Below are 25,767 nucleotides of genomic sequence, written 5' to 3' on the forward strand. Positions count from 1 at the left end.
CAGAGGTTTTACGATGTTTAAATACCTATTAACAAAAGAAGAATTTGATGCATTAACTGATGATAAAAAGGTTTTGTATAAAGAAGTCGGTGGAAATTACCAACTTCAAATCGAAGGTATGCCAGAAATTCCAGATGTGTCAGGGCTTCAAAAGAAGGTTGATGAATTACTTTCTGAGAAAAAAGCAGAACAAGAAAAGCGCCGACAAGCCGAAGATGCAGCGAAGAAAGCGGCTGAAGAGCAAGCTCGTAAAAATGGTGATATTGAATCACTAGAAAAAAGTTGGGCTGAAAAGTTAAAGGCGCGTGAAAGTGAGCTATTAGCACAGCTACAGGAAAAAGACGCGAGCCTACACACACTATTGGTTGATAACGTCGCACAAACGTTGGCTACAAAGCTTGCTGGTGATGCTGCGCCGTTAATTATCCCGCACATTAAATCTCGATTATCAGTAGAGGACGGTAAAACGCGAGTAGTTGACGCTAATGGGCATCCTTCAGCATTCACTATTGATGATTTAGAAAAAGAATTTCGTAATAACCAGTTATTTGCTCCGGTAATTATCGGTAGCAAAGCCACCGGAACCGGAGGGGAAGGCGGCAAAGGGAAATCACCAGCCGGAGGCAGTGATAAACCCAAAAGCGCAAATCCATTAGTTGATAGCGCACGTGAAATCATTGCTAATATCCCAGAGGATTAATTTATATGTCTTTACATATTTTTCAAAAACAAGTATCGCTAGCAGCAACAGAATTAGTTGCTCAAGCTGTCCGTCAGTTTAACGAAGCATCTGGCGGCGCTTTAGTTATCGGTGATGGTGATCATATCGGTGACTACATTGAGCAAACATCATGGCAGTTACTTGGCGGGCTGGCTCAGCGACGTAACGCTTATGGCTCAGGCAATCTAACGCCGCAAGAATTGGGTCAAATCCTTGACCGTATGATTAAGGTTGATGGTCGTATTGGTCCTGTATCTGTTACCCCAACGATGATGAAGCGACTAGGTAAAGATGTGTCAGAAGCGGCCGCGGTAGTTGCTGCTCAATCAGCAGAAGCCATGTTGCAAGATTACCTTAATACTGCTGGTGCAGCATTGAAAGCAGCTATTTCTGGTAATACAACGGCAGTTACTGTTGGCGGAGAAACGCCATCATTAAGAGGTTTGAATAAAGCCACTCGTCCATTCGGCGATGCTTATTCACGCATTGTCGCTTGGTTAATGGATGGAGCAATGTTCAACGACTTTATGGATGAGACACTAACCAACGCGAATAACCTGTTCCAAATTGGTAACGTCGCCATTAAACAAGATAATCTTGGTCGTCGTTTTGTTATCTCTGATATTCCCGCTTTGTCAGATGCAGACAAACAGCATTCGTTAGGTTTGGTTACTGGCGCCGCAGCGATTCAAACATCGCCATTGATCATGAAGGCTCAGGATGTGTTAGGCCAAGAAAATATTAAGGCACTAATGCAAGGTGAGTATGACTTTACTATTGGTCTGCGTGGTTATCAGTGGAGTAAAGATAGTATCAAATCACCCACTAACGCACAGATTGAAACGGTAGCTAATTGGAAGCAGATTGCTACTGATATTAAAGATACCGCTGGCGTTATGGTTTCATTTGGCAAGAATACTAGTATTGGTGGGTAATGCGAGGGGCAGTAGCCCCTTATTTATCCATTAGGAGTGATCATGTCTATTGTGATTACGGTTGAGCAAGTTAATGAGCAATTAGAGGTGATGGGGTTTGAGGCAACAAGCCTTGTTATAAGCTCTGCTATATCTATTGTGGATACTATTGATACTTGCCTTGATAACGCAGGATATTCAGGTGCAGTTGTTACTTTAATTAAGCTGTATTCGGTTATCCTCATATTATCATCTGCTGATGTTAGAAAAATATCCTCAGAACACGCACCTTCTGGCGCTTCTGTTTCATATCAGTATTTTGCTGATGGTAGAAAAACATTGTTAAAAACGCTGTCTTCTCTGGACCCCTCTGGATGTACCGATAGCTTACCTATTGAACGACCTGTTGGCATTGTTCAGTTTGATGTGGTTCGGGGGTGATATGGGGAAAATCCTGCGACGATTTTGCAAGGGGTGGGCAACCATTTGGAAAATTACAGGTAAAGATGGTTACGGTAAACCCATATTTTCAGAGCCAATTCACATCCGATGTGATTACGGAAGTAGTTTTAAAGATGGTAGAAAAACCATTGGCACTGAAATAATCATTAAGAATGTTATTTGGACTGAGTATAGCGAAGCAACTCAAGAAGACTATATCGCCATTGGCAAACATGAAGATAGAGATCCATTTTTGCATGGTGCTAGTAGGATTAAGTCTATCGATAGAGACCGAGATATTAATGGTGGTCTAGATGATTACACATTAACGACGGCGGTATAACTATGGGGGCAAAAGTAAAAGGAATAGGTAATGCGATATCTAACTTAAACTCTCTGGTTGGAAGTATAGCATCAAAAAAGATAGCTCGAGCCATGCATAGAGCGCTAGATATTGGTGGTAGGCAAGCTGCTATATACACACCCATTGACACTAAAACGCTCATTAACTCACAATTTAGAGATGTAAAAGTAAAAGGCACACTATTTACTGGTCGCGTTGGTTATTCTGCTTCGTATGCTGTTTTCGTTCATGATCCTAATGTTAATCAAAGTTTCCGTAGACCTACCGCTAAGAAAGAATTCCTCCTGAAAGGATTTGAGGAAACGAAACAAATGATTGATAAGGCTGTCGCTGAGGAGTTTAAAATATGACGACCTTTGAGCGACTGAAAAACTATTTTTCTGAATCAGGGTTATCAGATGGTTTCATTCAGCAGGATTATATTTGGAATGAAAAAGAAGGTAATGATTCAGATTCATACATCGTATTTCAGCAATCAAATGGAACTGGACGCATTGATGATCTAAGTGGTGATGATTTTTTTACCGTTTCACTCATATCTGGTAAGGCGTGGATTGAGTTTATTGTTCAGCGAGCTAACGAAATACTAGAGTATGTAAGGTGTCACTCTAGAAGCCATCACATTGGTTTCATTATCAATACATCTGGTTTTGTTAATCCAATTCAAACAACAGAAGGTAGGTTTATCATCCTACTTTCTTTCCGCTGTACATCTTAAATTAAACACATCTCAACAGGTCGCTTATGCGGCCTTTTTTATTTGCAAATAAAGAGGTTATAACATGGCACAATGCCCTGATGATAAAGGCCTAGTGATGGGTAACGCAGGTATTCTGCGCATTGCAAAAGGCTGTTCAAATCAATCACCATCTCAGATTCAATTTTTGCGACTAGGTGCATTAACAAGTAAATCGACAGACTTCGGTATGGAAACTGTCACGTCCAATGCCGATGATACAAAAGGCTTAGCAGAATCTATCGTCACTGGCGCTGACGTAACTATAAGTTTCGAAGGTGAGCTCAAAAAAGCAGGTGTTGCAGGTTCAACTTCTGCTTTCGACATCGCTAAAGAGATTCTTGATGAAATTAAGGCTGGTCGTCAGCCTTCATATTGGGTTCAGCTCGACATGAAAGGCGACGGTAGTGATGTTATTCAGGGGTACATGACCTTCACATCATGGTCAATGGAATTTCCAACAAAAGAAATCTCTACTTACTCAGGTGAATTGAAAGTTGCTGATGCAGAAACGGTTGAATGGCTACAAGAAGAAATCGTTGTTGAAAGCATTGCTGTCGAGCCTGCTACTCTGTCTGTAAAAGTGGGTGAAACCAAAACATTTACTGTCAAATTTACACCAACCGATGCAACTAACAAAAACTACACTGCCGTAAGTGATAAGACGAACTTTGCAACAGTTACTAAGCTTGTGAATGTGGTCACTGTGCGTGGTGTTGCCGAAGGTACCGCAAACGTTACTGTTAAATCCGAAGATGGTAGTAAAACAGCCAAATGCGTGGTCACAGTTACCGCTGCTTAATATTACAAAGGGTGCTTTCGAGTGCCCTTGATAATATTCAGGAGGGATTATGACACCTATTTTAGACATCGGTGAGATGGTTATCTCTACTGATAAAAAGGATTACTTATTTAGACCATCGTTCATCAATATGACAAGAATTGGTGAGCCTAAACAGATTGTGAACGTATACGGTCAATTAAATGGCACAGAGGTACAAGATTTAATTACTCGCGCCGTAATGAGTTACAGGGTTATTCCTGAGTGGTTAATAAAAGCCATTAGTAAGCCAACATATGGCCGAAATATTCTACAGTCTGCAATGATGGTTATGCAGGCGTGCTGTGATGACGATTGTTCTGAAATCATTGGCGAATGGAAATCAGGTAAACGCGGTATCGTCTATAAAAACGGCAAGATGCCAATCGCTGACATTATCGTCATTGCCAGAGAGTTATTCACTCATGGAATTATCGGTAAAGCGAAGATTCGCAAACTTCAACGTAACGAAGGCAAAAGCGAATTCTCAGATGAGTTTATGGCAATTGATTACATTAGCTCTGCTCGTGCTCATTTTGGTATGAATCGAGAGGAGGCTGAACAATTAACCATGACTGAATTTCAGATGATGCTCAAAGCTAAATATCCCGATGAGAAAGGCTTCACAAAAGAAGAATACGACAACATCATGAAGCAAGATGATAAGCGCAATGATGAACTGATCAGCGGCAAGCGTCGATTGGTTAGTAGGAAGAGAGGATAACAAGGGCATCCGTGCCCTTTGTTGTTTTTAACTGACAAGTATTATTTCATTAGCCAGCAGAGTAAGGTATGGTAGCGTAAAGTGATGTTAGTAACAGCTAATAACCTTAGGATTGAAGTTGTTGGCGGACAGAACGGATGTTATGTCGTTTTCATCCATCATTCCTTTAGATACCATATACTGAATTTTATCAGGAATAGCTGAAGACTGATTATTATTTTGAACAAAAGAAAAAAGAGACTTAACGGCATCATCAAATGCAACGTTTAAAGATGAAGCTAAGCCAGGTTGACCAATTATTGTAGCTTGGCCATGCTGAACATAAGAAAGCGTCCATCTAAAATTATTACTAACCTTTTCTAACTCAACTCTGTACGCATATGTACCATTCATTTCTGAAAACGTTATAAATTGCAGCATGCTTCCACCTTGATAGATATTTAATTGTTTTCTTATGATAACAAAACTTATTTTTCCATACTTAGATTCAGCGCATATTTAGATTTATCACAAACTCATGTGGTTCTCTTTGTTCGTTTTCTGAAAGCGCCAATCCCAGCCTTGTCCGAAGTTATCCGAATAACTAAAAAATCTTTACAAGACTTATCTTGAACCACTAAAAAAACAAGATATACTGTATTTGTATACAGTTATTCTTGTGTGGTTACTTTTATAGCTTGTGTTTATAAAACCAGTGTTTTTATTCACAGATGTATAAATTTTATTTATGTCATAAAATCAGTGCAATTTTTATTTTTAGGAAAATGAAAAATGACGGTTGTTGCTGATGGTGAAGGAAATGATTTAATCGAGTGTCCATTATGTGGAAACCAGCATGATGCTAATGAACTTTGCGCTTGTGGTTATGACCCCAAATTAAAAGAAAAAAATAAGTCCAATTATCAAGCTATTCATGCCGTTACAGCTACTCTTGATTTTGTTGCCGGGGATAAGGGGCGGGATATTAATGTAGAGGTAGGTAAGGAATGGGGCTTGGATTCTGATGATGTAGTTCAGTTTATATCCAGTGCAGATAAAAGATTCATGGCTAAAAGAAAGAGCCATGGGGTTATGAAAGAAGATGCGATGCCTCATAACACTCCAAAAACATTTTCACGATATTTAGATAAAGACCTTTCATTTGTTGATTTCGTTACAGGGATTATGAAGTTGATGAAAAGGGAGGCTTATGAAGATAGATCTACCCTTTCAGGAGGGGCTTTAGTTTTTATCCATTATCAAGTTGATTTAGATGATAGTAGTGATGGTAGATTATTGATTATAATGGTAAACAAGAAAGGTGTTTTTGATTTTAATGAGAACCTTGTGCCTAAAAAAATACCATCTGTAAATTTAGATGCTTTAAGACAGGCTGTATTAATTGATTTAACTTTGTTTAAGTCAAGTTACCCAGATAATGATGGCGATCCTTATTTACACTTTATTACGGGCATGTCAAAAAGTGAATTTTTTAAAAGAGCACTTGGTTGTAACCCTAAAATTGATAACAAGCGAAGTATAGATCAGTTATTGAAAGCTGTAGATGGATTCTCAAACAATTTATTACTCACAACAGAGCAAAGGATCAAGGTAAGGGAATCAGTAAAATCTTTTATTGATGTTAAGGCTAAGAGCCTTGACAAGAAAATGACCGTTAGTGATGTAGGGAGAATCATAGAGAAGTGCATACCTGAAATGCAGAATGTAACAGGTAGATTTGAACAGTATGTTGATATAAACGAGTACACCATTGATCAGTATTTTGAACCTCACTACACATCATCAAAGCCATTTGGAGAAATAAAAATTTCAGATGACGATGATGAGTATGAAGTGACTTGTAGTGTGAATACTATCGGCTCCAGCAATAAATCAGATAAAAAAATAATTTACGATAAAGCCAATTCTCGCTTGATTATTCGTTTAACAGATTCGGGTATAACAGAAATAGAGAAAATTATTAAGGGGGCATAAATGCTCAGTGTTGATGAGTTTGAAAGTTTTGTAAAAATAATGAAAGGCTCATCTACATCAGTTGTTAAGGGGCATTGTATAATTAATTTTGAATCTCCTCTTGATAACGTTGAGTATTTTGAGCTCTTGTTAAATAAGTATGGTGTCACTTCAATTTCAGAAAAAAGCCAGAATGAATTTGTCATTAGTACTGAGTTTTCAGATGAATCTATCCTGTTCCTTTCTATGGATAAGCTATTTTATAAATCTTGCTCAATAGGTAGCGTGCCGGAGTTTTTTTATGTTCTAAAAGGGAATCAATCATCATTAGAAGAGTCAAAAGAAACATTGTCAATATCTTTGTTTTTAAAATGGAAATCGATAGTAACAAAGGTTTCAAACCATACTATTAATGATAAGTGTATTCTATATATGCCAAATGATGATGGCGGAAAAGAGCTGGTTGTAACCATAAATGAGAGCTTAGATTTTGTAAAAAAAATAAACTATAAAATTGACTCAAATCTTTCTGCTGATAACATTCTTAAAGTTTTAGATATAAATGACGCTCAATCTACTGAGCGTGAGTCAATAATGAGAACTGCGATATTTGAACTAATAAAAGATAATGAAAACAAAAATTTAATTTCAGTTATAGAAGCAGGGGATAAGATATATGTTCGTTATCAAAATCTACTTGAATTATATACAAAAAGATTTTCAGTAAACAAAATACTGTCAGAGTTAGAGCAAAAACAACTTGAGTACACAACTAAAATTAATGATTTTGTTTCATCTAGTCAAAATAAAGCATTTGCTATTCCAGGTGCTTTGATTGCAGTCGGCGGGTTGGCGAAATCAGGTGGTTTTTTCGACTCAGTTCTCATATTCATTGGTCTATATTTGATATATAGGGTCACTTATATCTCAAATGAGATACTGCTTGATTCTTATGAGTCATTGAAAAATAGCTTAAATGACCTAATTAAAAGGTATTCTAAGTTCGATGAAGGTATTGAGGTGCGAGATGCCGCATCTAGAATAGATTCAGACATAAAAATAAAAATAGGTAATGCTAAAAAAAGAATCGAAAAGATTAATGATATGGGTGTAATTATGTTGTGTGTAGGTGCTGTTTACTTAATTATAAAGTTGTTTACACCTTAATATACCTATTCCTTTTAAACCCACTCCGGTGGGTTTTTTATTGCTCAAGCATGGCTGATTTTCATCCGATTAACTTATTTTTTTTGGCAGGGCCATGCGTTAATAAAAGAATCTACTACCAGATGACTTGCTTGCTTGTCACGAGCCTCAGGTGAATTCTTTAGGTGTTTAGCCGCAACGTCCATAGCTTGGTTTAGCGTAACATTGCGTGGAGGGCAGAAAAGAATACCCGAACCCAAGTCAAGCGTTCCTGCTATATAGCCTGAGTACATGCCTGACTTAACAATATCGTTAGCATCTAGCATAGTATCATTAATTAGTCGCTCTCTTGCTTGGTTATATTCGTGCACAGAATTTCCATCCCAAAGATAAACTTGAGCAGTAAGTGGCATAGGAAACAGTAAAAGAAATAAAAATTTTTTCATTAAATATCTCGGAAAGTAAGTAATATTTTAATATTTTAACAGAAAAACAAAATATATTATTTTATTTTTCGACACCAATTAGGCAGAGTTAATTTATCTCAATAAGCTCTCATAAATGTTTTTTATTGCCATAGTTTCACTATGCTTCTTAATTGAGGTTTTTTGTTTGTATATTTTCTAGGATGATATTGACGCTACTAGTGATAACTAGGGATACGGATCACGGAAATAGGTATAAAAAGTAAATTTACCTTTAGTAAGGTAAAGATAATACATAACATAAGATTAATTTATTACTCGCAAGGAATATTTATAATGAAAAAAATCTTACTTATTTCTGTAATATCACTTTCTAGTTCTGTTTTTGCTGCTGACCATCAAAAGGTTGGCGATTGGTTGGTCAGTAAGGAAGAAAATAAATTAACAGATAAGATAGATTATTACGCAATTCTTTCTGCAACAGATCAAGATGTATCACTTGTGTTACGTTGCCAAAATGATAGGACTGAGGCTTATTTATCAATGAGAGACTATATTGGTAGTGGTTATAATTCCAAGGTGACTCTGCGAATAGATAAAGAAAAACCCTTAACTCAGTCATGGGGAGTTGGAGAGGGTGGTACATCATTATTTGCACCAAAACCTGTATCATTAATTAAAAGTTTAGTAGGTAAAAAGAGTTTAGTTTCTGGATATAGCCCGTATGGTAAAACTCAAGTAATAGCTGAATTTAATCTGGAAAATATAGATACGATAGCAAAAGAAATATCATCCGCTTGTAACTGGAAGTTACAATAAAAAGGAAGAAAATTTGTAATGAAAAAGCTACTAGTAATACTTGCCATTCTAGCTATTTCCTTGTCTATTTTTGCTTATAATAAATTAACCATATTTACAGTACAGCCAATAGGTGCGATACCAGATGGTGTAACAGTTGTTATTTGGAAAAAGGGTGATATGAGGTTTTTTGAGAGTCCAGATAGTTTATGCATACAGAAAACTGGGGGAGTAAGTCTGTTGTGCAGAATGAGAATGTTAGGAAACTCAATTGATAAAGACGACATCATTATTAGATTACCGTATAGCGAATACGCATACTTAAAATCAACCAACGGAAAAACTTTTGATAGGTAATGAATGGGCGTTCGTTATTTTGGGTTTTATTTCTAGTAAGTAAAATATTCCGAAGCCTCTCAATGAGGCTTTTTTGTTTGCTTTAATTTGCACTATAAGCAGCTAAACTAATAACAAATTAACTAACGAGGATGGTGTTGTGAAAAGGTTATTATTATCTTCTTTTTTGGTTTTATCTGCCTTGGTTATTTCTGGTTGTGCTCAAGAAAAGCAAATCGACTATAACCAGAAGTCATCTATGCTTTCATTGGGGATGGATAAAGAGCAAGTAAGAACGGTTCTTGGTGATCCTAGAAGAACAGAAGTTAATACCGAAAGAGAAAGATGGGTGTATTGGGGGAAAGTTTATTATGGATTTACTCCAGTAGATAACGAACAGCTATCTCAGGATAGACTAGTTGTGACCTTTCAGGAAGGTAAAGTAACTAAATGGGGGCAACAAACATTTTCTGATGATGCATTGGAGATATCACAAAAAACAATTGAAGCTACCACTAACGCAATAAAATCATCACAATAAAATACTTTAAAGATTACACAACCCTGCCAATCGGCGGGGTTTTTCATTTTAAGGAGCCGGTAAATGGCAAATGTAGGCGAAATTGTTTATCAAGTTCAAATGGATGTTCAACAATTACTAACATCTCAACGTCAGCTAGAGCAACGCCTTAATCGTATGGATAGTAGTTTTAACCGAACGTCTCAATCAGTAAATAATACTGAACGTTCAATGCAATCTCTATCTAAAGTTGCAGCGGCTCTGACTGGTTATTTATCGGCTTCAATGGTTGCTAGTTATTCTGAGGCATGGACTGAATTAAACAATAAGCTATCTAACTCAGTTCGTGCTAGCGAGTCGCTTATTGATGTAACTCAACGAGTATTTGATATCTCTCAAGCAACACGATCTAGTCTTGATGCCACAGCAACACTCTATGCACGATTAGAGCGAGGAACGAGAGAATACAATACATCAGCGGCGGATTTGGCAAAATTAACAACGATTATTAATCAGGGATTTATTGTCTCTGGTGCTACTGCGCAGGAAGCAGAAAACGCCATCATTCAGTTATCACAGGGTATCGCTTCTGGTGTTCTCCGTGGTGAAGAATTTAATTCAGTAGCAGAACAGGGTAGTCGCTTAATGGTTGCATTGGCTGATTCACTAGGAGTAAGTATAGGTCAGCTTCGTAAAATGGCAGCAGAAGGCAAGTTGACCACTGATGTTGTTGTAAAAGGGTTATTGTCTCAGGGGGATGCTATTGGTAAAGAGTTCGCTAAAACCACTCGAACAATGTCGCAGGCATTTCAAGAAGCAGGGAATAACTTAACTAAGTTCCTTGGTGAGAATACAACAATAAAGGCATCTATTAACGTATTCAGCGATGCTGTAATTACTGCAAGTAAGAGTCTCGATGAAATGGTTTTAGCGGTTAGTCTAGTTGCCTCCGTTGTTGGCGGTAGATACATTGCCGCAATGGGGTTGGCTATCAAAGCTAAAATGCAATCAGCAGTTGCAGCAAGGCAAGAAGCGATAGCAAACCTTCAAGCCGCTAGAGTAGCTGAACACAATGCAATAATGACGGCAAGAAAGACCGCTTTAGATTTAGCAGCAGCCAGAGCGTTAGTTGAGAAAGCGAAAACCGAATTTGCGGCCACAAGAGGAACAAACGCAGAAGCAACCGCGCTGGCAAATTTAATTGCCGTTAGATCTGCCGCAACAACCGCGGCGATAAATCATAAGCAAGCAACGCAAGCGCAGACAGCAGCAATGGCTAACTCAGCCGCAGCAGCAAGAGCCGCTTCTGTATCTATCGGTTTAGCTAATAAAGCTCTAGGTTTTGTTGGTGGCCCAGCAGGTATAGCAATGGCCGCGGGTGCTGCGATCATGTATTTCTACCAGCAGGCAAAAGAAGCAAGAGAAGAAGCAGTAAAACTTGCAGAGGGAGTAAATCAATTAACTGCTGAAATGAAAAACATGACAAGGGAACAAAAGAGGGCTGAATCTGCCAAGTTAAAAGAAGCGCTCCCTGAGTTAAAAAATGAAGTTCTAAACACCACTGTCGCTATGAAGCAAGCTGCGGAAAAAGTAAGAGAATTAGAGGCTGATTTGGCTTTAGCTAAAGTTGGAACAAGTAAATATGAATCCATAACAAAACAGCTAGCCGATGCTCAAGATAAGTTAGCAATTGCAACTGACAACGCAACAAAGGCGTCAAATAACTACAGTCGCACAAAAAATACCATATCTTTTATTCAAGCTGATCTTAATGGTGAGTTAAAAGAGGGAATTGATTTACTAAAAAGGGAAATATCTGTTCTACCAAGTGGCGCAAAGGGATGGGATTCTTATGGTTTTTCTATTGATAGGGCGCTGCAAAAAAAGAAAGAGTTTAATGGTGAAAAAATATCTTTCGAATGGTCTAAGGAGGGGATGGATTTAAGAAAATCACTAGAGCGTGAAATGAAGCTAGCTAACGCCAAAAGTGAAGTTGATAAGAGATTATTGCAAGTTGATTTTTACATTGAAGATAAAGGGATAACAGACGAAAGGGAAATATATCAACTAAAGCAAATAGCAATAGCAACTCAAAAAGCTCAAGATGCAGCCGCTGAGCGTAACAAAACAACCAAGGAATCAACCAAAGCCACAGATGCAGCATACGAAGCATTAAAACGCCAGAGAGAAGAAATTGAGCTTTTAAACAAAGGTTACAAAGACGGCTCTCTTGAAATGGCTAAGTATGATGCGGTTAAGGCGTTGGGTGACAAGGCATCTCCTGAACAGATTAAACTAGCTGAGAAACTTGCAGAAGATAAATACAACATTGAGCGCAATCTAGCTGATAAGAAAGCCGCACTTGAGCTTGATTTAGTCGCTAAGGCTAAAGAATCTCACGATAAACAGTTGGCAGATTTAGAGCGGATAACAAAAGATGATGTATCTCTTACTGAGCAAGCGGCAAGGCGTAAAGCTGAAATTGAAGCAGAATATCAGCACAAAATAGCCGAAATACGGGCTAATAACGCTGTATCTCCTCAAGATAATTTAAAAGCACAAGTAGACCCTGTTCAGCAACTAAAGAATGAGCACGATCGTAAACTTGCACTCATAAAAGAGTATGAAAACCAAAAGGTTTTAACTGAGCAGCAAAGCTTGGAGTTAATGAATGCCGCTAATACTCAATATGAGCAAGACCGCATGAATGCTCAATGGGAGATATGGCGTAATCAGAGTCAAGCTAATCAATTCTTAGCTGATGGGTTGGACGCATTAGGGCAACGTTCCGCTAACGTAATTACAGGGCTATTAACAGGCACTCAATCCCTTAACGATGCTTTCCGCAATGTCGCATTAACCATTGTAGACCAAGCCGTTGGTGCTCTGGTTCAAATGGGTATGCAGCAAGTTAAGAATATGATTACTGAAAATGCTATGCGTAAAGCGTCAAATGCTCAAGCGGTTGCAGACGCAACGGCGACTGGAGGTGCAATCGCAACTGCAATGGCTCCAGCCGCAGCAACAACCAGTATTGCCACAATGGGTTCTGCTGCAACTTGGGGAATGGCTGCAATGGCGGCAGCAATACCGGCCATGATTGCGCTTGCTGGCGCTCGTAAAAATGGAGGACAGGTCGGTGCAGGTAAAATGTATCGGGTTGGAGAAGGTGGCAAGCCAGAGATATTCAAGGCATCGAATGGTAATCAATACATGATACCAGGCGATAGTGGGCGGGTTATCAGCAATCGACAAATGGGTAAAGGTGGTAACGGTGTCAGCATGGGGGATATGCACTTTACATTCCAAGTTCAGGCACCGAATGGTATCACTCAAAAGGAAGCGCAGCAGATACAGCAAATGGTGAGAGGTACGGTTTATGATGTACTTGGCACCGAAATGCGTAGCGGTGGTGCTTTGGAAAAATCAAGAAGTTGGTAACGGCCACCCAAATAGGTGGCTTTTTTATTGGAGTAACCAATGGAAGAGTTTAAATGGCGGCCAGAAACGGCTTATCAGGTAGGTAATGAGCCTAAAGTGAAAGTAGCCAAGTTTGGTAACGGTTACGAACAACGAGTTAAAGACGGGATCAACAACCAATTAAAGACCTATCAACTTTCATTTATTAAACATGCTGACATAGGTAAGCAGATTGATGAATTTCTTAAGGCTCGTGGTGCGGTTGAGTCATTCTTGTGGCTAACCAGTGATGATAATTCTAAGCGTAAGTTTGTTTGCCGAGGCTGGCAGGTAACACCACGTAAATCATCATGGCAGATAGACTGTACATTTGAGGAGGTTATCGCATGAGAGAGATACCTCAAGCGATGCGCATAGACGTTGCAGACTTACAGCAAAATGCAATGTTAGATCTATATGATGTCGATTTAAGCCGTTTTGGGGGGGATGTTTACCGGTTTCATGATGGCATGAATGGGTTATTAAAACCTATCATCTGGCAAGGTTTACGCTATGAGCCTTATCCTGTTCAAGTTACAGGATTTAGTGTAACTGCGCAGGGGGCGTCAGATAGACCTAAAATGACATTCGCTAACTTTGACGGAATGTTGACAGCCATTAACAACGACTATGATGACGCCCTAGGTGCTATCGTTACTCGCCGGCAGGTTTTAGAGCAATATCTTGATGCTGTTAATTTTCCCAACGGAAACCCACAAGCAGATCCAACAAGAGAAGTTGTTCAGAAGTATATTATCGAGCAACGGGAAAGCTCAGATTCTGATTTTGTGACTTACATATTAGCGCTTCCAATGGAAACCGATAACGCGCTGATACCTAGACGGATGATTCAGGCTGATATTTGCTCATGGCGATACCGAAGCAATGATTGTGGGTATGACGGCTCTCCTGTTGCAGATGAAAAAGACCAGCCAACAACTGATCCCCTTAAAGATAAATGCTCTCATAAATACAGTGGGTGCAAACTCAGATTTAAATCTGTCATGCCATTCGGCGGGTTTTTGGGTTCAAATAAATTAGGTTAATCCATGATTGAAAAAGACATTATCGCTCACGCGAAAGCGGAAGGAGTGAGGGAGTCGTGCGGTTTAATTTCTGGCGACAGGTATTTCCCTTGTAAAAATATACACCCAGAACCACAAAACTATTTTGAAATCAGCCCAGACGACTGGATGACGGCAGAGTGTTATTCAGACGTCAAAGCTATTGTTCATAGTCATCCTGACGGAAAACCTTTCTTGAGTTCTGGCGATAGAGCAATGCAAAGGAAAACAAATCTACCGTGGTGGTTGGTATGTGATGGTGTGATCCACAAGTTCAGACCAATAGCACCACTAATAGGAAGAGAGTTTAAGCATGGTGAGCAGGATTGTTACTCCATTATATGCGACGCCTATCACCTTTCAGGCATTCAGTTAGATGATTTTATTCGCCCTGATGAATGGTGGTACACAGAGCAAAATCTCTATTTAGATAACACAGTTAAACAGGGTTTCTATCAAGTTGATGAAGCTCAAGAAGGCGACATGATATTGATTTGCTTAGGAACTTCAAAACCTTGCCATGCCGCTTTGTACTTAGGAAATCAAGAGATATTGCATCACAGGCCAGACAGATTGAGTAAGCGAGATACTTACGGTGGTTACTGGTTTAAATACACTCACAGCATCTGGAGACATAAACAATGGTCAAATTACAGTTTGCAGGCTATTTACGCAGATTTGGACGCAGGTTTGAACTTGAAGTAAGCAATGCTGGTGAAGCCTTGCGCTGTCTTTGCTATCAAATTGATGGGCTGAAAAAAGAGATTAATCAAGGGCAGTTTCGTGTTCGTATCGCAGGTAATGATATGACCAAGGAGAGCATTTCTGCGGGATTAAATACACCATTAAGTGAAGGTGATGTTATTACGATTGTTCCTGTCATTGGTGGTGCAAAATCAGGTGGTTGGCTAGGCATTATTGGTGGAGCGGCGTTAATTGGTGCATCTTTTTTAATACCGGGTGGATTTTTAGCAACAATGACATCGACGGCATTATTTGCTGCTGGTGTTGGAGTGGCCGCGGCGGGATTGGCAACGATGTTAACCAAAACACCTCCGGCACCGAGCATAGAGGGGCGAAACTCTGAAAGTAACCAGTATTTTAGTTCACTCTCAAATAGAGTCGGACAAGGCTATCCCGTTCCTATCTGTTATGGCGAGATGGTCGTAGGTTCCAATGTAATATCACAAGGTTTGGAGACTGTTTAATGGGGAAAGGTGGTGGCGGAGGAAGCACTCCGAGATTGCTTGATGACAACTTAAAAAATAAACAATTTCTTAATGTCATTGATTTGGTTTCCGAAGGGCCAATAGAAGGCCCTGTTGGTGGTATGTCAGGCTTTTTATTGAATGGTACGCCTGTTGTAGATGAAGATGGCAATCCGAATATTCATGGGGTTGAGGTTCAATGGCGTGCGGGAACACCGACACAAGCGCCTTTAGATGGTTTTCCTTTTGTAGAGAAAGAAATACCCGTTAATGTTGAGGTGAAAAAAAATACGCCAATCTTGCGCACTATTTCCGATCAGGAAACTGACCGCGTTAGATTTACTTTGGGTGTCTCTGCTCTTGTTAGTCAAGATGATAAGGGAAATCAGTACGATGCTACGGTGGAAATGCTTATTGAAGTTAATGAGGGTTCTGGTTGGGTACATGCAGAAACAGCAAGAATAATCGGTAAAATTAGCGGTCAATATTTAGAATCATATATCATCGATGCGCCTAAGAAAAAACCATTTCAAATCAGGGTTTCTCGTACAACTGAAGACAGTAAGAGTGATTTGCTGAAGAATGGCACAGTATGGGCGAGTTACACAGAAATAACTGACGCTAAATTTTCTTATCCTAATTCTGCTGTTGTCGGGATGAAAATTGATAAATCCCAATACGGTGATACACCCAATCGCACCTATCATATAAAAGGGATGATTATCCAAGTTCCTGATAACTATGATCCAGAAACGCGCACTTACACAGGGATTTGGAGTGGTCGCTTCAAGCCAGCATGGACTAATAATCCCGCATGGGTTTTTTACGATTTGGTTACGAATGAACGATACGGTATAGGAGAGATGATCGGTTCGTTTGGCGTTGATAAATTCGCGCTATATGCCATTGCTCGTTACTGTGATGAATTGGTTGATGATGGGTTTGGCAACAAAGAGCCGCGTTTTACTTTCAATGCCTATATAACCTCTCAACGAAAAGCCAAAGAAGTGCTTGATGACTTGGCGTCTGTATTTCGCGGTATGCCTTTATGGGATGGACAACAATTAACGTGCTTTCAAGACAGACCATCCGATCCAGTATGGACGTATACAAATTCAAACGTTATTGATGGCAAATTTAAATATACATCAACAGCGAAATCAGCACGACACAATGCTATTGAAGTGTCATGGGTAAATCCGAGTAATGGATGGAGTGAAGAAAGAGAATTTATCCAAGATGATGACCTTATTCAGCGATTCGGCGGTGTAAATGTCAAGAAAGTCACTGCTTTTGGCTGTACTAGTCGTGGGCAGGCTCACAGAGTGGGTAAATGGATATTACAAACAGAAAAGCTGGAGAAAGATAGCGTTACCTTCACAACTGGACGCGAGGGGATCAACTGTATCTCTGGCGATATTATTGAAGTTGCAGATGACAGTTTTGCAGGGGTGAAGGTAGGAGGACGAGTTTTATCAGTTAATGCTCGTACTATTATTATCGATGCGCCTATTGAGTGGAAATATGATGATAAAGGCACTTTCTCATTTTTAGGGGCAACAGGTAAGTTCGTAAAAATAGAAATTCAATCTATCGATGGTGATATTGTTACTTTGCGTGAAAATCCACATGGATTGAAGCAGTATGGTGTATTTTCCATTTCAAAGAGCACGTTAACGACCAGATTATTTAGGGTAATTTCCATTTCGGAAGATAATGAGGGGAACTATCTATACAACTGTATTCAGCATGCGCCTCAAAAGGAAAGCATTGTTGATAGCGGTGTTGATTTTACTGGAAATCCTCCAACACAGAATGTTGTTCGTATTCCTAACATAGAGCGCCTTTCTATCGCTTATGTTAATGATAGCCCTCAAGTTCAGGCTAGGGCTATGTGGGTAACAACAACCATTAATAGAAATATTTCATTTAATGTCACTCTTTATAAAAACAGCAAGGTTGTATCTACTGGAAATACCACTGATTTAGAATACTACTTCAACGGTCTTGACGCGGGGGATTATCTTGTTGGGGTGCGAGGTAAAGACGCTAATGGAATGCTTGGTAACGAAACAAAAGTTCAAATGGTCATTGGCGCACCAAGCGCACCGAGTTCAATCACGGTTGAGTCTGGCTTTTTTGAAATAAAGCTGATCCCACATATCGTCGTGCCACACACTCAAAATACGGAGTTTGAATTCTGGTTTTCTGGTGAAAACAAGATAGGTAATATCAATGAGATAGAGTCAAAAGCTGACTTTTTAGGTAGAGCTAAATTCTGGACTAAAGAACAACTAAGGGCGGGTCTGGATTACTGGTTTTATGTGCGAAGTGTCAATGAGTACGGTAAATCTCATTTTGTAGAAGCTAAAGGACAAGTTGACGGTAACATAGACGCTATTCTTGATGAATTAGCGGGGCAAATCGGTCGAGATCAATTAGCACAAGACTTATTGAGCGAAATTAACAGTAAAGCTGATCAAATCTACATTACAGAATTACATGAGCTAATGAGGCTAAATCATGACAAGCTTTTAGAAGAGTCAATGAGGCAAGGCGCGGCGATTGAAGAAAGTGAAAAAAAACGGGAGGAATCAGAAAAATTGCTGGCTGAGCGGATGAACCAAGTTTCAACGGCAACAGAAGCACAGGCAGCAGCGATTAAACAAGAGCAACAAGCGCGTATTGAGGCAGATAAAACTGAAGCGCAACAACGGCAATCCTTAGCCACTCAACTTCGTGGTGATTATACCGGCAATGATTTATCGAAAGTCACCGCAGGACTCATTTCCGCTGAGAAGCAAGCGCGAGTTACAGGTGACCAAGCGGAAGCAAATGCCAGACAATCGCTGGAAACTCGGATGAATGGGAATGTTTCTGCGATTAATCAATCATTAGAAACCCTTACCTCGAAACAGCAAGCACAATCGAAAGATATTTCAGCCCTCAGTTCAACACTGAAGGGAAAAGCCGACAGTAGTGTGGTCAATGCGTTAAATACGCATGTGTCTAATCTCGATGGCAAAGTCACCTCCGCAACCTCTCAAGTACAAGCGTTATCCAGCAAATTAGAGACGGTAAAAGCCGATTTAACGGAATCTGTGGTGGTGGATTTAGATTTATCAAAACTTAATGAAAACATCTATTATCCGGTGATTTTGCCATTAGCGACCTCTCATCGTTATGCCTTTAAGGTTTTTAGAACCTTAGGGCAGTATAGAGATAATAAACCTAGCTATGCGACTCACAACACCAAAGGCTTTGCCATGATTGTGGAGTGGCAAGTGAGTGGTTCTGGATGGGGAACTCAGTCTGAAAACCGTATCATTGATAACTTTGATTGGCGATGGATAAATCAATCCCCTGTAATGGGCCCTGCTCAGTTAACGAATAGCTCTGTGGAATATATTTATTTGCGAGGAGGCGCTAAATATCAACTCACTAAGCATAAAAGTGTTAACCATCAAATTATCACCAGCACTTACACCACTAACAAACAATCGGTGGCACCGAAAGGATTTGTGGCGAATGACGTACCTAAGTCCAGCGAACAGAAAGCCAATGCAACGGCGAATGCGGTAAGCCAACTTGAAACTAAAGTGACCGAGGTTTCAGGTAAGGTGACCTCTACCGCCCAGCAAGTCACTCGCCTAGAAAGCCAAGTGGGTACAAGTTCAGCTAAAATCGAACAAACTTCGAAAGTGGTCACAGACATAAATGGCAAAATTTCGGCATCATGGGCAATGAAAGTCCAGCAGGATAGCAAAGGGAATAAAGTCATTACTGGCATTGGCTTAGGCTTTAATGCACAAGGAAATAGTCAATTTCTGGTCAATGCCCAAAACTTTGCAGTGATATCGTCATTAAACGGTAAAGTGATGACACCATTTGTGATCCAAAATGGACAAGCTTTTTTCAATGATGCGTTATTTAGCAAGGCAACCATTGATAAATTATCAGTGGGTAAAAAGATAACCTCCACTAATTATTTAGCAGGCAAGAAAGGATTTAATATTGATGCCACAACAGGGAATGTGGAATTAAATGATGCTGTATTTCGTGGACGATTAGATATTAACTCAGGAGGAACAAAAGGGCGGTTAGTGATCACGAATAATACTATTTATGTTTACGATGAAAACAATCAGTTAGCGGCAAAAATAGGTTATTTAGGGTAGCGTATGAAGTTTATTGTTTTAATTACAGCATTATTATTGTCAGGGTGTACCTCTGGATATAAGAAAGTCGATTGCCAAGGTGTTTACCAAATAAAAACTTTTCACTATCAACAACCTGTATTGGTGAAGTTTGATAAAAAGAGAGAAACCATTAAAGGGCCTCTTTATCATGCTGTACCTCAATTAGGATTTAAATTCTTAGGAGGATGGGTATCTCCTGATGCCGTAGAGGATTTCTCATGTCGTGGGGAATAGAGATATATGAAAAAGGAAAGCCAATAAAAATCACAGGGCGTTCGTTTATTTTTGACCAAATAGCGGTCACTCAAAATGGCAGTAAAACTTATAATAATATTCCTAAAGGGCGGTCATTGGCCGCCTATATTGTAGCTAGAAATCGAGGATCTTATTTCACTGTTAGAGTCGAGAATAATAAAATCTCGTGGAATTCTCTACGCGGTAGCCAATCGATTAATGGAATTATTATGGTACTAATTAAATGAGTAAATATGGTGCATTATTTTTTAATCAGGGCATTACCGAAGAATTAACACCCTATGAATCAGCCGTATTTTTAAAAAAGATAAAAACCAAGCCGGGAATAATTAAAGTTATCGAAGGTAATAATAATGCAGTGCCACTTATTTTTATTCGAGTTCTTAATTCTTCTAATCCATCATTAGGTGGATTATCTGAAGTAATTTATGAGAACAATGCGTGGTGTGTGAATTTAATCGATACTATTCAAGGTAATTCAGCAGAATATGAGCTTTATGTATTTGTGAAGTCTTCTTATCATATTTCACTTCATCCTCAAAAATGGGGAATCCAAATCTATCATAAAGGTGTTATTACACACGCTTCAAGTCAAAGACCGCTTAATTTATTAGAGGGAAATAACTTTGTTCTCACAGGAAATAATTGGAGTGGCGTGAATGTCGGTTTTCCCTGTGCAGTATTAATCACAACAATTGGGCATATTGGTATGATGGATTCGATGGGAGGAAAAACGATTAGAGTAACTCTTTGTGGACGAGGCAATCGTATTATTCCACATTCCATGATAGTGGCTGGACAAATGTCAACAACCTCACTAGGAAAGCAGTATTTTTATATTGATGTAAGGGAGTATGGTGAATAGAAAGAGTTTAGATAGTTAATTTCGTTTTGATTATTAAATACCTATAATTTAAATTAAAGAAATTATAGTATGTGTTTATTGTGTAATATAAGTATATTTTAAACTTAATTATAGATTATTATGCTAGAGAAAAAATTATGGCTCATAATTCTTAATGAGCCATAAGATTATTTTTTATTATCTTTGATTTGTTGATTTAGCTTTAACAGTCTACTGATAAGTATATGAACTTTTGTACTCGGGTTATCTGAGCCAGTATCTTCTACTTCTTTGCAACAGCGTTCAGCTTTTCCTATAACTTCTTGTAAATCCTTGGATTTTAAGTCAGAAAGTGTTTTGTGAAATATGCCTTTGGCTCCTTTTTGATAATCTTTAATATATTTTCTTAATTCTTTAATAATTTGGTTACCAGAACTATTGTTCGGTAAGTTTTTATAAGCTCTAGTAGTATAGGTATAGTGAAGTAAAAGCCAAAATTCGAAACATGGTACTGAATTAATAGCTATCCAAGTACTAGATGGCTTATTACTTCTACTTATATTATCTAATGCTGTTAAATAATCACTATGTGCATCTTTATCTATTACAATATAAATTTCATCATATGGAGCACCTATTTCTATTTTTTCTTTCTGTAGTTTTTTTGCATACCTGACCACACTCATAGGACTTGAGCCACAATCTCCGGTAATATCTATAACACTAGCAGTTAATAAGTTAAAATATTCAATTATTTCATTAAAATAAATTGGTTCAGTTTTTAACCCCTCACAAACAATTAAAATTTTTGATAAAGGTTCTTTATTTCCTTTTGTCCTTTTTAGTGTTTTGGCACTTTTTGCAGCACGTTTTTTTTTAAATAAATCTTCGCTACCCATTAATTTAATTTCCTAATTTTTTAATTGAAGGTAATGCACCATATCGGCCATCAAGATATGAAGCCTCTAGATTTTCTCTTCCTTTTCTTGGACTATAGTCAATCAATGGGTAAATATTCGTTTCATTTTTATCATTTTTTTCACAGAACCAAATTTGATCTCTTCTAAATACATTTTGATTCATAATTGATGTTTCATGTGTTGAGAAAATTAATTGAGCACCATGTTTATTTAAAGTTGGGTCATTAAATAATGTGACTAAATAGCTAACAATTTTAGGGTGTAAAGCATCATTTAACTCGTCAATTAGCAAGGTATAACCATTTTCTAGAGCATCTAACCATGGGCCAGCCAAAGAAAAAAGTTTCTGAGTTCCATGCGATTCTTCTTCAAGTTTAAATTTAACAGGTTCTTTTTTATCATTAAAATGGATTGTGGAGATATCATATACATCTTCATTTTCCATGCTTGAAATAATAACTTTTTTAAGTTCTTCAGGCATATCTTCAGGAAGTTCTGAAGGATTAAATTTTTCTTTTGTAACAATGATATCATCAATTCCGATATCAGCAGATTTTAGAAATTTTAAGATTTCTGATTTAAATTGATTTGTACAACAAGAAGCAGAATAATGTTTTGACCAACCAGAAACTCCAGTTAATTTAATGTTTTTCTGAAACCATGTGAATACTGGTTTTAGTTGTTCACTGTTCAATTGTACTGCAGTAGATAAAAATAAAGCATTATTCCGAGTTGATTTTTGCCAAAGTTGTTTTTCTCCAAATAAAGAAGAACCGAAGTCCCAGTCAAATTCAGAGTTATCTTCATTCCATGATCTTTCAAACCACTTTTGAGGTCTACCTTTAGGGTATGCAAATAACCATTCATCAATAATCTGTTGTTCTGTTGCAGAAAACCCATATTGGTATCGAATATTATTATGAATAAAAATAATTTCAAATTCAGAAGGTGAATTAATTGTATCGGACGATAGTTTGAATGCTTTTACGGGTAAAGAATCCCCAGCTTGGTTGTGTGAAGCCGAGTGCAGTACGATATCAACCATGGATCTGAAAGCCAATAGAAGATTGGATTTTCCAGCAGCATTTGCCCCATAAATTACAGCAGACTTTAGGATTCCTAGATTAATATTGCCAGCTACATTAAAAATATTTTCTTCTAGTTCTTTGGATTTATTAGCGACAAGTGAAAATGTTTGTTTTTTCTTAATCGAAAGGTAGTTTTCAACACTAAATTCAATAAGCATTTTTGATTCCTTTTTTATCATATGACTTTATTGTAGGTCTCTACGGGGTTTTAGTCACGTTAAAATTCAATTAAAGTTCCCTTTTTGACAAAAATTACCATAAATTCGGTTTATTTTGCTTCTCGTAAGCGATTAATGCTCGATTGTATGTTGGATATTATAACAACAATGTTTAAAAAATTGAATATTCTTCGTGTTAGCCATTGTTCAATATGACTAGGATGTATAATGCTACACCATGTAGGTTGAGGGAGTATGGTGGGTAATGCAACTAATTGTCAGTATGATGTTTTATCAATAAGTGTAAGAGAAAAAATCAGGACACCAATAAGACTCCAGAAATTTATAACTAATTGATTATATAAATCGGTCGGTTCCATCGAGCATCGGCTCTACTCTGTTTTCAAATACTGCACCGAACTCCCATCAGGCAACTTCTTGCCTCTCTCACGATAAAATGCCAATCGTTCGTTAAAATACTCGCGCAGATGTGCTGGTTGTTGTCGTTCAACTTCCACGGCAACAACGGGCATATTGCGTGGTGTTTATATTTTATTGAAATAAAACATGTAGCCACAATTAGGGCATAATAAGATTAGGTTTTTCTTAAGTTTGTGTTTGTTTTGTTTAGCTACGTAAGAACAGCTTGGGCAGGTAACTTCTACTAGTGCGTCTTGAAACATTCTTATCACATTAAAAGCTTTCATATCTTTCACCCATTATAGGGATATCGTGATTCAGTGTACGCTACTTTGTATTTAATTGCTCAATTTTTGTTCTTTTATTTGTGGTGACAATTTTTATTACACCACATGATAAAGCACAGCAAGTACGTTTGAGTATTTAAGGTGCCAGAAACTGCCTGTTGGTTAGCCAACTACCACACACTCACCTTCAATAAAATCCTCTCCGTCATCTTCGCATTTCACAAGACGACACTTTCCACATAAGCCATATCGACTAACGACACAACGAACACCAGGAGAGCTACTTGAGCCTTGGTGTTTGTTTTGTCGTCTCTCATAGCTGGATATTTTTTCTAACAAGCCATCTTTAACCATGCTATCTAATGTTCTGCGAGTAGATTCGAGAATACTTTTCTTGTTAAAAGAATCCTATCCTTTAAGCATTAAGCTACACCAGAAACCTCAAAAGGAGGGGCGCCTATTTCGCCAGCTACTCATGCAAAATTATCAGGCTTAAATAATTCCATTATCTTTTTTTCTTTCTGGATTAGCTTCATGAGGTTCATAACAGCTCCAGTTAGTTTTTGGATAGGTGGAATTAAAAATGAGGAGGTGGTATAAAAGTATCACCTTTCTTTTTTTGCATTCATGTCTTATCTAAAAATAACCTCTAAAAATCCAAAAGGGGTATTTATGGGGGTATGAAAATTTATTTGTATGTTTATTTTTATATAAATCAGTGTGTTAACCTATTTATTTTGTTCTCTCCTCCTCCGCCATTTCATCATCTCCTAGCATTTCCTTATCCCAAGTAAATCAAGCATTCCAACTAAATCCCATCATTCCAACGTCTACTAACGTCCATTGAAAGCTATCTACTTTAGCTGGTACAAATAGGGTACATTTATACCTTATGATTTGAGTCCTCCCAAATGAAGCTAACCGTTAAACAATTGATCCTAGTAAATCTAAAGAGAAAGATTGCAAGCTATTTGATAGTGGTGGGTTGTATCTAGGCTGAGAGTGGTAATCGTAGCCAGTCCCCATTAAAGCTAATGGTATTGATATTAATGCGCTGGAGTTAATGATCTGTCAGAAAGGAAACTAATTAATTTCACAGGTTGTTATGAGTAGTTTGTTAACAGAGTCGTAGATAGTTACTTGCTAGAATCTGTATGTAAATGTAATCTTTAATGCCTATTCATGTTTGTAACGAGATTTCTATCAAAATGAAAAATTTATTAGTTTCAATTGGTTGTGCTTTTACTTTATCTGGGTGTGCTGTGACTGAATATAATTACACTCCAGACTTGTATAAAATAAGTGAGCCGAAAGTAGGGAGTGTTAATCGTGCGACCATAGGTCAAAGTTTAGTAAGAGAAGGTAATATAAGTGAACTAAGAGCGATTAAGGTACTAAACCCAATACAAATAGATCTGGCCTATAAAATTATTCCTGGTGTATTCAAAAAAGTTGGTTCAAGCGACAAAGGCGATTTTTATATGCCAACTCAAACTATTGACTCTGGTTCTGTAGTTGTTGAGGTTCTTGGCCAGCCATGGAGTTCAATTTTAATAAAAAAAGGAGCTAAGGCTGATGAGATTTGTATTGTAACTGACTTAAATGTTGCTGTTTGTAGTGATAAGGCTAAGATTGAATATCTTAAGTTGAATAATTCCGATGGTAATTCATTTGAGCAGGCTTTAATTTTTAATGGAATAAATAATCAAATTGTAGATGTTAGTTATAGAAAAATAGGCTCAAACATAGAAAATCAAGGGTTTGGTAACAACATTCAATTTAATCTTAAAGAAAGTAATATTATCTCCTATGAAAATGTTAAATTGAAAGTTATAAATAGTTCTGATAATTCATTAACGTATGAAGTGATAAGTAATTTTTCTAGTAATTAAAATTATCAAAAATGAATGGTTGTCTCCTCAAAATATAGCGTTAAACAAAGAAGTTACTTTATCTGTTTAACGCTG

30 protein-coding genes are annotated in these 25,767 nt (G+C 37.9%); 23 read left to right on the forward strand and 7 right to left on the reverse strand.

The genetic code is table 11. The annotated features are described in order from the left end of the window. Positions 1-13: 13 nt before the first annotated feature. The 8 genes from H1225_RS04345 to H1225_RS04380 all read left to right on the forward strand — a co-directional run bounded on the left by H1225_RS04345 (position 14) and on the right by H1225_RS04380 (position 4,720). Positions 14-700, forward strand: coding sequence for a hypothetical protein (locus H1225_RS04345; protein ID WP_089503223.1), 687 nt, complete (start codon positions 14-16; stop codon positions 698-700). 5 nt (positions 701-705) lie between these two features. Next, positions 706-1,656 (forward strand): major capsid protein, encoded by a 951-nt coding sequence (locus H1225_RS04350; protein ID WP_239739497.1) that lies wholly within the window; start codon positions 706-708, stop codon positions 1,654-1,656. A 42-nt stretch (positions 1,657-1,698) separates the two neighbouring features. Beyond that, positions 1,699-2,076, forward strand: a complete 378-nt coding sequence (locus H1225_RS04355; protein WP_239739500.1) for a DUF7370 family protein — start codon at positions 1,699-1,701, stop codon at positions 2,074-2,076. 1 nt (position 2,077) lies between these two features. Then, on the forward strand, positions 2,078-2,419 hold the full coding sequence (locus H1225_RS04360; RefSeq protein ID WP_052038475.1) for a hypothetical protein: 342 nt from the start codon (positions 2,078-2,080) through the stop codon (positions 2,417-2,419). Between the two features lie 2 nt (positions 2,420-2,421). Beyond that, complete coding sequence (locus tag H1225_RS04365) at positions 2,422-2,790, forward strand: hypothetical protein (protein ID WP_098943653.1); 369 nt, start codon at positions 2,422-2,424, stop codon at positions 2,788-2,790. Then, positions 2,787-3,158 carry a phage tail termination protein gene (locus H1225_RS04370; protein WP_239739504.1) on the forward strand — a complete coding sequence of 124 codons (372 nt, stop codon included), beginning with the start codon at positions 2,787-2,789 and terminating at the stop codon, positions 3,156-3,158. Before H1225_RS04365 ends, H1225_RS04370 begins: the two co-directional genes overlap by 4 nt. A gap of 64 nt (positions 3,159-3,222) precedes the next feature. Further along, on the forward strand, positions 3,223-3,978 hold the full coding sequence (locus H1225_RS04375) for an Ig-like domain-containing protein (protein WP_239739506.1): 756 nt from the start codon (positions 3,223-3,225) through the stop codon (positions 3,976-3,978). 49 nt (positions 3,979-4,027) lie between these two features. Beyond that, positions 4,028-4,720 carry a DUF6246 family protein gene (locus tag H1225_RS04380; RefSeq protein ID WP_198794078.1) on the forward strand — a complete coding sequence of 231 codons (693 nt, stop codon included), beginning with the start codon at positions 4,028-4,030 and terminating at the stop codon, positions 4,718-4,720. 87 nt (positions 4,721-4,807) lie between these two features. Here H1225_RS04380 and H1225_RS04385 read toward each other — a convergent pair whose 3' ends face one another. After that, complete coding sequence (locus H1225_RS04385) at positions 4,808-5,140, reverse strand: hypothetical protein (protein ID WP_198794079.1); 333 nt, start codon at positions 5,138-5,140, stop codon at positions 4,808-4,810. A gap of 351 nt (positions 5,141-5,491) precedes the next feature. Here H1225_RS04385 and H1225_RS04390 point away from each other — a divergent pair, with 351 nt between their 5' ends. Continuing rightward, positions 5,492-6,694 carry a nucleoid-associated protein gene (locus H1225_RS04390; protein WP_164530424.1) on the forward strand — a complete coding sequence of 401 codons (1,203 nt, stop codon included), beginning with the start codon at positions 5,492-5,494 and terminating at the stop codon, positions 6,692-6,694. Next, positions 6,695-7,840 (forward strand): hypothetical protein, encoded by a 1,146-nt coding sequence (locus H1225_RS04395; protein ID WP_164530425.1) that lies wholly within the window; start codon positions 6,695-6,697, stop codon positions 7,838-7,840. It abuts the gene before it with no gap. A 74-nt stretch (positions 7,841-7,914) separates the two neighbouring features. Here H1225_RS04395 and H1225_RS04400 read toward each other — a convergent pair whose 3' ends face one another. After that, a complete protein-coding gene (locus H1225_RS04400; RefSeq protein ID WP_239739508.1) occupies positions 7,915-8,190 on the reverse strand; it encodes a Rap1a/Tai family immunity protein in 276 nt (91 codons plus the stop codon). Positions 8,191-8,580: 390 nt separating this feature from the next. On the opposite strand from H1225_RS04400, the gene H1225_RS04405 reads away from it, so the two are divergent. The 12 genes from H1225_RS04405 to H1225_RS04460 all read left to right on the forward strand — a co-directional run bounded on the left by H1225_RS04405 (position 8,581) and on the right by H1225_RS04460 (position 20,948). After that, positions 8,581-9,063, forward strand: a complete 483-nt coding sequence (locus H1225_RS04405; RefSeq protein WP_164530427.1) for a type VI secretion system-associated protein TagO — start codon at positions 8,581-8,583, stop codon at positions 9,061-9,063. Positions 9,064-9,081: 18 nt separating this feature from the next. Further along, positions 9,082-9,399, forward strand: coding sequence for a hypothetical protein (locus H1225_RS04410; protein ID WP_109850496.1), 318 nt, complete (start codon positions 9,082-9,084; stop codon positions 9,397-9,399). Positions 9,400-9,538: 139 nt separating this feature from the next. Then, complete coding sequence (gene bamE / locus H1225_RS04415) at positions 9,539-9,919, forward strand: outer membrane protein assembly factor BamE domain-containing protein (RefSeq protein ID WP_164530428.1); 381 nt, start codon at positions 9,539-9,541, stop codon at positions 9,917-9,919. Positions 9,920-9,982: 63 nt separating this feature from the next. Next, positions 9,983-13,339, forward strand: a complete 3,357-nt coding sequence (locus H1225_RS04420) for a tape measure protein (protein WP_239739510.1) — start codon at positions 9,983-9,985, stop codon at positions 13,337-13,339. A gap of 39 nt (positions 13,340-13,378) precedes the next feature. Further along, on the forward strand, positions 13,379-13,708 hold the full coding sequence (locus H1225_RS04425; protein WP_109850493.1) for a phage tail protein: 330 nt from the start codon (positions 13,379-13,381) through the stop codon (positions 13,706-13,708). Further along, on the forward strand, positions 13,705-14,403 hold the full coding sequence (locus tag H1225_RS04430; RefSeq protein ID WP_239739512.1) for a phage minor tail protein L: 699 nt from the start codon (positions 13,705-13,707) through the stop codon (positions 14,401-14,403). The genes H1225_RS04425 and H1225_RS04430 overlap by 4 nt, the downstream gene beginning before the upstream one ends. 3 nt (positions 14,404-14,406) lie before the next feature. After that, a complete protein-coding gene (locus tag H1225_RS04435) occupies positions 14,407-15,126 on the forward strand; it encodes a C40 family peptidase (protein ID WP_196564354.1) in 720 nt (239 codons plus the stop codon). Beyond that, positions 15,063-15,629 carry a tail assembly protein gene (locus H1225_RS04440; protein WP_089503237.1) on the forward strand — a complete coding sequence of 189 codons (567 nt, stop codon included), beginning with the start codon at positions 15,063-15,065 and terminating at the stop codon, positions 15,627-15,629. The genes H1225_RS04435 and H1225_RS04440 overlap by 64 nt, the downstream gene beginning before the upstream one ends. Continuing rightward, positions 15,629-19,807 (forward strand): TipJ family phage tail tip protein, encoded by a 4,179-nt coding sequence (locus H1225_RS04445; protein ID WP_239739514.1) that lies wholly within the window; start codon positions 15,629-15,631, stop codon positions 19,805-19,807. Before H1225_RS04440 ends, H1225_RS04445 begins: the two co-directional genes overlap by 1 nt. Positions 19,808-19,810: 3 nt before the next feature. Further along, positions 19,811-20,062 (forward strand): hypothetical protein, encoded by a 252-nt coding sequence (locus tag H1225_RS04450; protein WP_004242498.1) that lies wholly within the window; start codon positions 19,811-19,813, stop codon positions 20,060-20,062. Then, positions 20,047-20,310, forward strand: a complete 264-nt coding sequence (locus tag H1225_RS04455; protein WP_004242500.1) for a hypothetical protein — start codon at positions 20,047-20,049, stop codon at positions 20,308-20,310. Before H1225_RS04450 ends, H1225_RS04455 begins: the two co-directional genes overlap by 16 nt. Beyond that, positions 20,307-20,948 carry a hypothetical protein gene (locus H1225_RS04460; protein WP_239739516.1) on the forward strand — a complete coding sequence of 214 codons (642 nt, stop codon included), beginning with the start codon at positions 20,307-20,309 and terminating at the stop codon, positions 20,946-20,948. Before H1225_RS04455 ends, H1225_RS04460 begins: the two co-directional genes overlap by 4 nt. A gap of 167 nt (positions 20,949-21,115) precedes the next feature. Here the strand turns inward: H1225_RS04460 and H1225_RS04465 are convergent, their stop codons facing one another. The 5 genes from H1225_RS04465 to H1225_RS04480 form a co-directional block, all read right to left on the reverse strand. After that, positions 21,116-21,826 carry an RloB family protein gene (locus tag H1225_RS04465; RefSeq protein ID WP_239739517.1) on the reverse strand — a complete coding sequence of 237 codons (711 nt, stop codon included), beginning with the start codon at positions 21,824-21,826 and terminating at the stop codon, positions 21,116-21,118. Positions 21,827-21,830: 4 nt separating this feature from the next. Continuing rightward, on the reverse strand, positions 21,831-23,093 hold the full coding sequence (locus H1225_RS04470; protein WP_239739518.1) for an AAA family ATPase: 1,263 nt from the start codon (positions 23,091-23,093) through the stop codon (positions 21,831-21,833). Between the two features lie 392 nt (positions 23,094-23,485). Beyond that, positions 23,486-23,626, reverse strand: coding sequence for a DNA polymerase III subunit theta (locus H1225_RS04475; protein ID WP_089503251.1), 141 nt, complete (start codon positions 23,624-23,626; stop codon positions 23,486-23,488). A gap of 12 nt (positions 23,627-23,638) precedes the next feature. Further along, positions 23,639-23,800 carry a YnfU family zinc-binding protein gene (locus tag H1225_RS18395; RefSeq protein WP_215534280.1) on the reverse strand — a complete coding sequence of 54 codons (162 nt, stop codon included), beginning with the start codon at positions 23,798-23,800 and terminating at the stop codon, positions 23,639-23,641. Between the two features lie 162 nt (positions 23,801-23,962). Next, positions 23,963-24,154: a hypothetical protein gene (locus H1225_RS04480; RefSeq protein WP_004247006.1), complete on the reverse strand. Its 192-nt coding sequence runs from the start codon at positions 24,152-24,154 to the stop codon at positions 23,963-23,965. 854 nt (positions 24,155-25,008) lie between these two features. Between H1225_RS04480 and H1225_RS04485 the strand changes: the two genes are divergently transcribed. Beyond that, on the forward strand, positions 25,009-25,692 hold the full coding sequence (locus tag H1225_RS04485; protein WP_109847575.1) for a hypothetical protein: 684 nt from the start codon (positions 25,009-25,011) through the stop codon (positions 25,690-25,692). Positions 25,693-25,767 lie beyond the last annotated feature (75 nt).

It is taken from the genome of Proteus penneri (assembly GCF_022369495.1).
Taxonomy (GTDB): domain Bacteria; phylum Pseudomonadota; class Gammaproteobacteria; order Enterobacterales; family Enterobacteriaceae; genus Proteus; species Proteus penneri.

Bases quoted from the DNA above. Each gene is read 5' to 3' on its own strand.
- H1225_RS04345 (WP_089503223.1), top strand. From the start codon at position 14: ATGTTTAAATACCTATTAACAAAAGAAGAATTTGATGCATTAACTGAT.
- H1225_RS04350 (WP_239739497.1), top strand. From the start codon at position 706: ATGTCTTTACATATTTTTCAAAAACAAGTATCGCTAGCAGCAACAGAA.
- H1225_RS04355 (WP_239739500.1), top strand. From the start codon at position 1,699: ATGTCTATTGTGATTACGGTTGAGCAAGTTAATGAGCAATTAGAGGTG.
- H1225_RS04360 (WP_052038475.1), top strand. From the start codon at position 2,078: ATGGGGAAAATCCTGCGACGATTTTGCAAGGGGTGGGCAACCATTTGG.
- H1225_RS04365 (WP_098943653.1), top strand. From the start codon at position 2,422: ATGGGGGCAAAAGTAAAAGGAATAGGTAATGCGATATCTAACTTAAAC.
- H1225_RS04370 (WP_239739504.1), top strand. From the start codon at position 2,787: ATGACGACCTTTGAGCGACTGAAAAACTATTTTTCTGAATCAGGGTTA.
- H1225_RS04375 (WP_239739506.1), top strand. From the start codon at position 3,223: ATGGCACAATGCCCTGATGATAAAGGCCTAGTGATGGGTAACGCAGGT.
- H1225_RS04380 (WP_198794078.1), top strand. From the start codon at position 4,028: ATGACACCTATTTTAGACATCGGTGAGATGGTTATCTCTACTGATAAA.
- H1225_RS04385 (WP_198794079.1), bottom strand. From the start codon at position 5,140: ATGCTGCAATTTATAACGTTTTCAGAAATGAATGGTACATATGCGTAC.
- H1225_RS04390 (WP_164530424.1), top strand. From the start codon at position 5,492: ATGACGGTTGTTGCTGATGGTGAAGGAAATGATTTAATCGAGTGTCCA.
- H1225_RS04395 (WP_164530425.1), top strand. From the start codon at position 6,695: ATGCTCAGTGTTGATGAGTTTGAAAGTTTTGTAAAAATAATGAAAGGC.
- H1225_RS04405 (WP_164530427.1), top strand. From the start codon at position 8,581: ATGAAAAAAATCTTACTTATTTCTGTAATATCACTTTCTAGTTCTGTT.
- H1225_RS04410 (WP_109850496.1), top strand. From the start codon at position 9,082: ATGAAAAAGCTACTAGTAATACTTGCCATTCTAGCTATTTCCTTGTCT.
- H1225_RS04420 (WP_239739510.1), top strand. From the start codon at position 9,983: ATGGCAAATGTAGGCGAAATTGTTTATCAAGTTCAAATGGATGTTCAA.
- H1225_RS04425 (WP_109850493.1), top strand. From the start codon at position 13,379: ATGGAAGAGTTTAAATGGCGGCCAGAAACGGCTTATCAGGTAGGTAAT.
- H1225_RS04430 (WP_239739512.1), top strand. From the start codon at position 13,705: ATGAGAGAGATACCTCAAGCGATGCGCATAGACGTTGCAGACTTACAG.
- H1225_RS04435 (WP_196564354.1), top strand. From the start codon at position 14,407: ATGATTGAAAAAGACATTATCGCTCACGCGAAAGCGGAAGGAGTGAGG.
- H1225_RS04440 (WP_089503237.1), top strand. From the start codon at position 15,063: ATGGTCAAATTACAGTTTGCAGGCTATTTACGCAGATTTGGACGCAGG.
- H1225_RS04445 (WP_239739514.1), top strand. From the start codon at position 15,629: ATGGGGAAAGGTGGTGGCGGAGGAAGCACTCCGAGATTGCTTGATGAC.
- H1225_RS04450 (WP_004242498.1), top strand. From the start codon at position 19,811: ATGAAGTTTATTGTTTTAATTACAGCATTATTATTGTCAGGGTGTACC.
- H1225_RS04455 (WP_004242500.1), top strand. From the start codon at position 20,047: ATGTCGTGGGGAATAGAGATATATGAAAAAGGAAAGCCAATAAAAATC.
- H1225_RS04460 (WP_239739516.1), top strand. From the start codon at position 20,307: ATGAGTAAATATGGTGCATTATTTTTTAATCAGGGCATTACCGAAGAA.
- H1225_RS04465 (WP_239739517.1), bottom strand. From the start codon at position 21,826: ATGGGTAGCGAAGATTTATTTAAAAAAAAACGTGCTGCAAAAAGTGCC.
- H1225_RS04470 (WP_239739518.1), bottom strand. From the start codon at position 23,093: ATGCTTATTGAATTTAGTGTTGAAAACTACCTTTCGATTAAGAAAAAA.
- H1225_RS04475 (WP_089503251.1), bottom strand. From the start codon at position 23,626: ATGCCCGTTGTTGCCGTGGAAGTTGAACGACAACAACCAGCACATCTG.
- H1225_RS18395 (WP_215534280.1), bottom strand. From the start codon at position 23,800: ATGAAAGCTTTTAATGTGATAAGAATGTTTCAAGACGCACTAGTAGAA.
- H1225_RS04480 (WP_004247006.1), bottom strand. From the start codon at position 24,154: ATGGTTAAAGATGGCTTGTTAGAAAAAATATCCAGCTATGAGAGACGA.
- H1225_RS04485 (WP_109847575.1), top strand. From the start codon at position 25,009: ATGAAAAATTTATTAGTTTCAATTGGTTGTGCTTTTACTTTATCTGGG.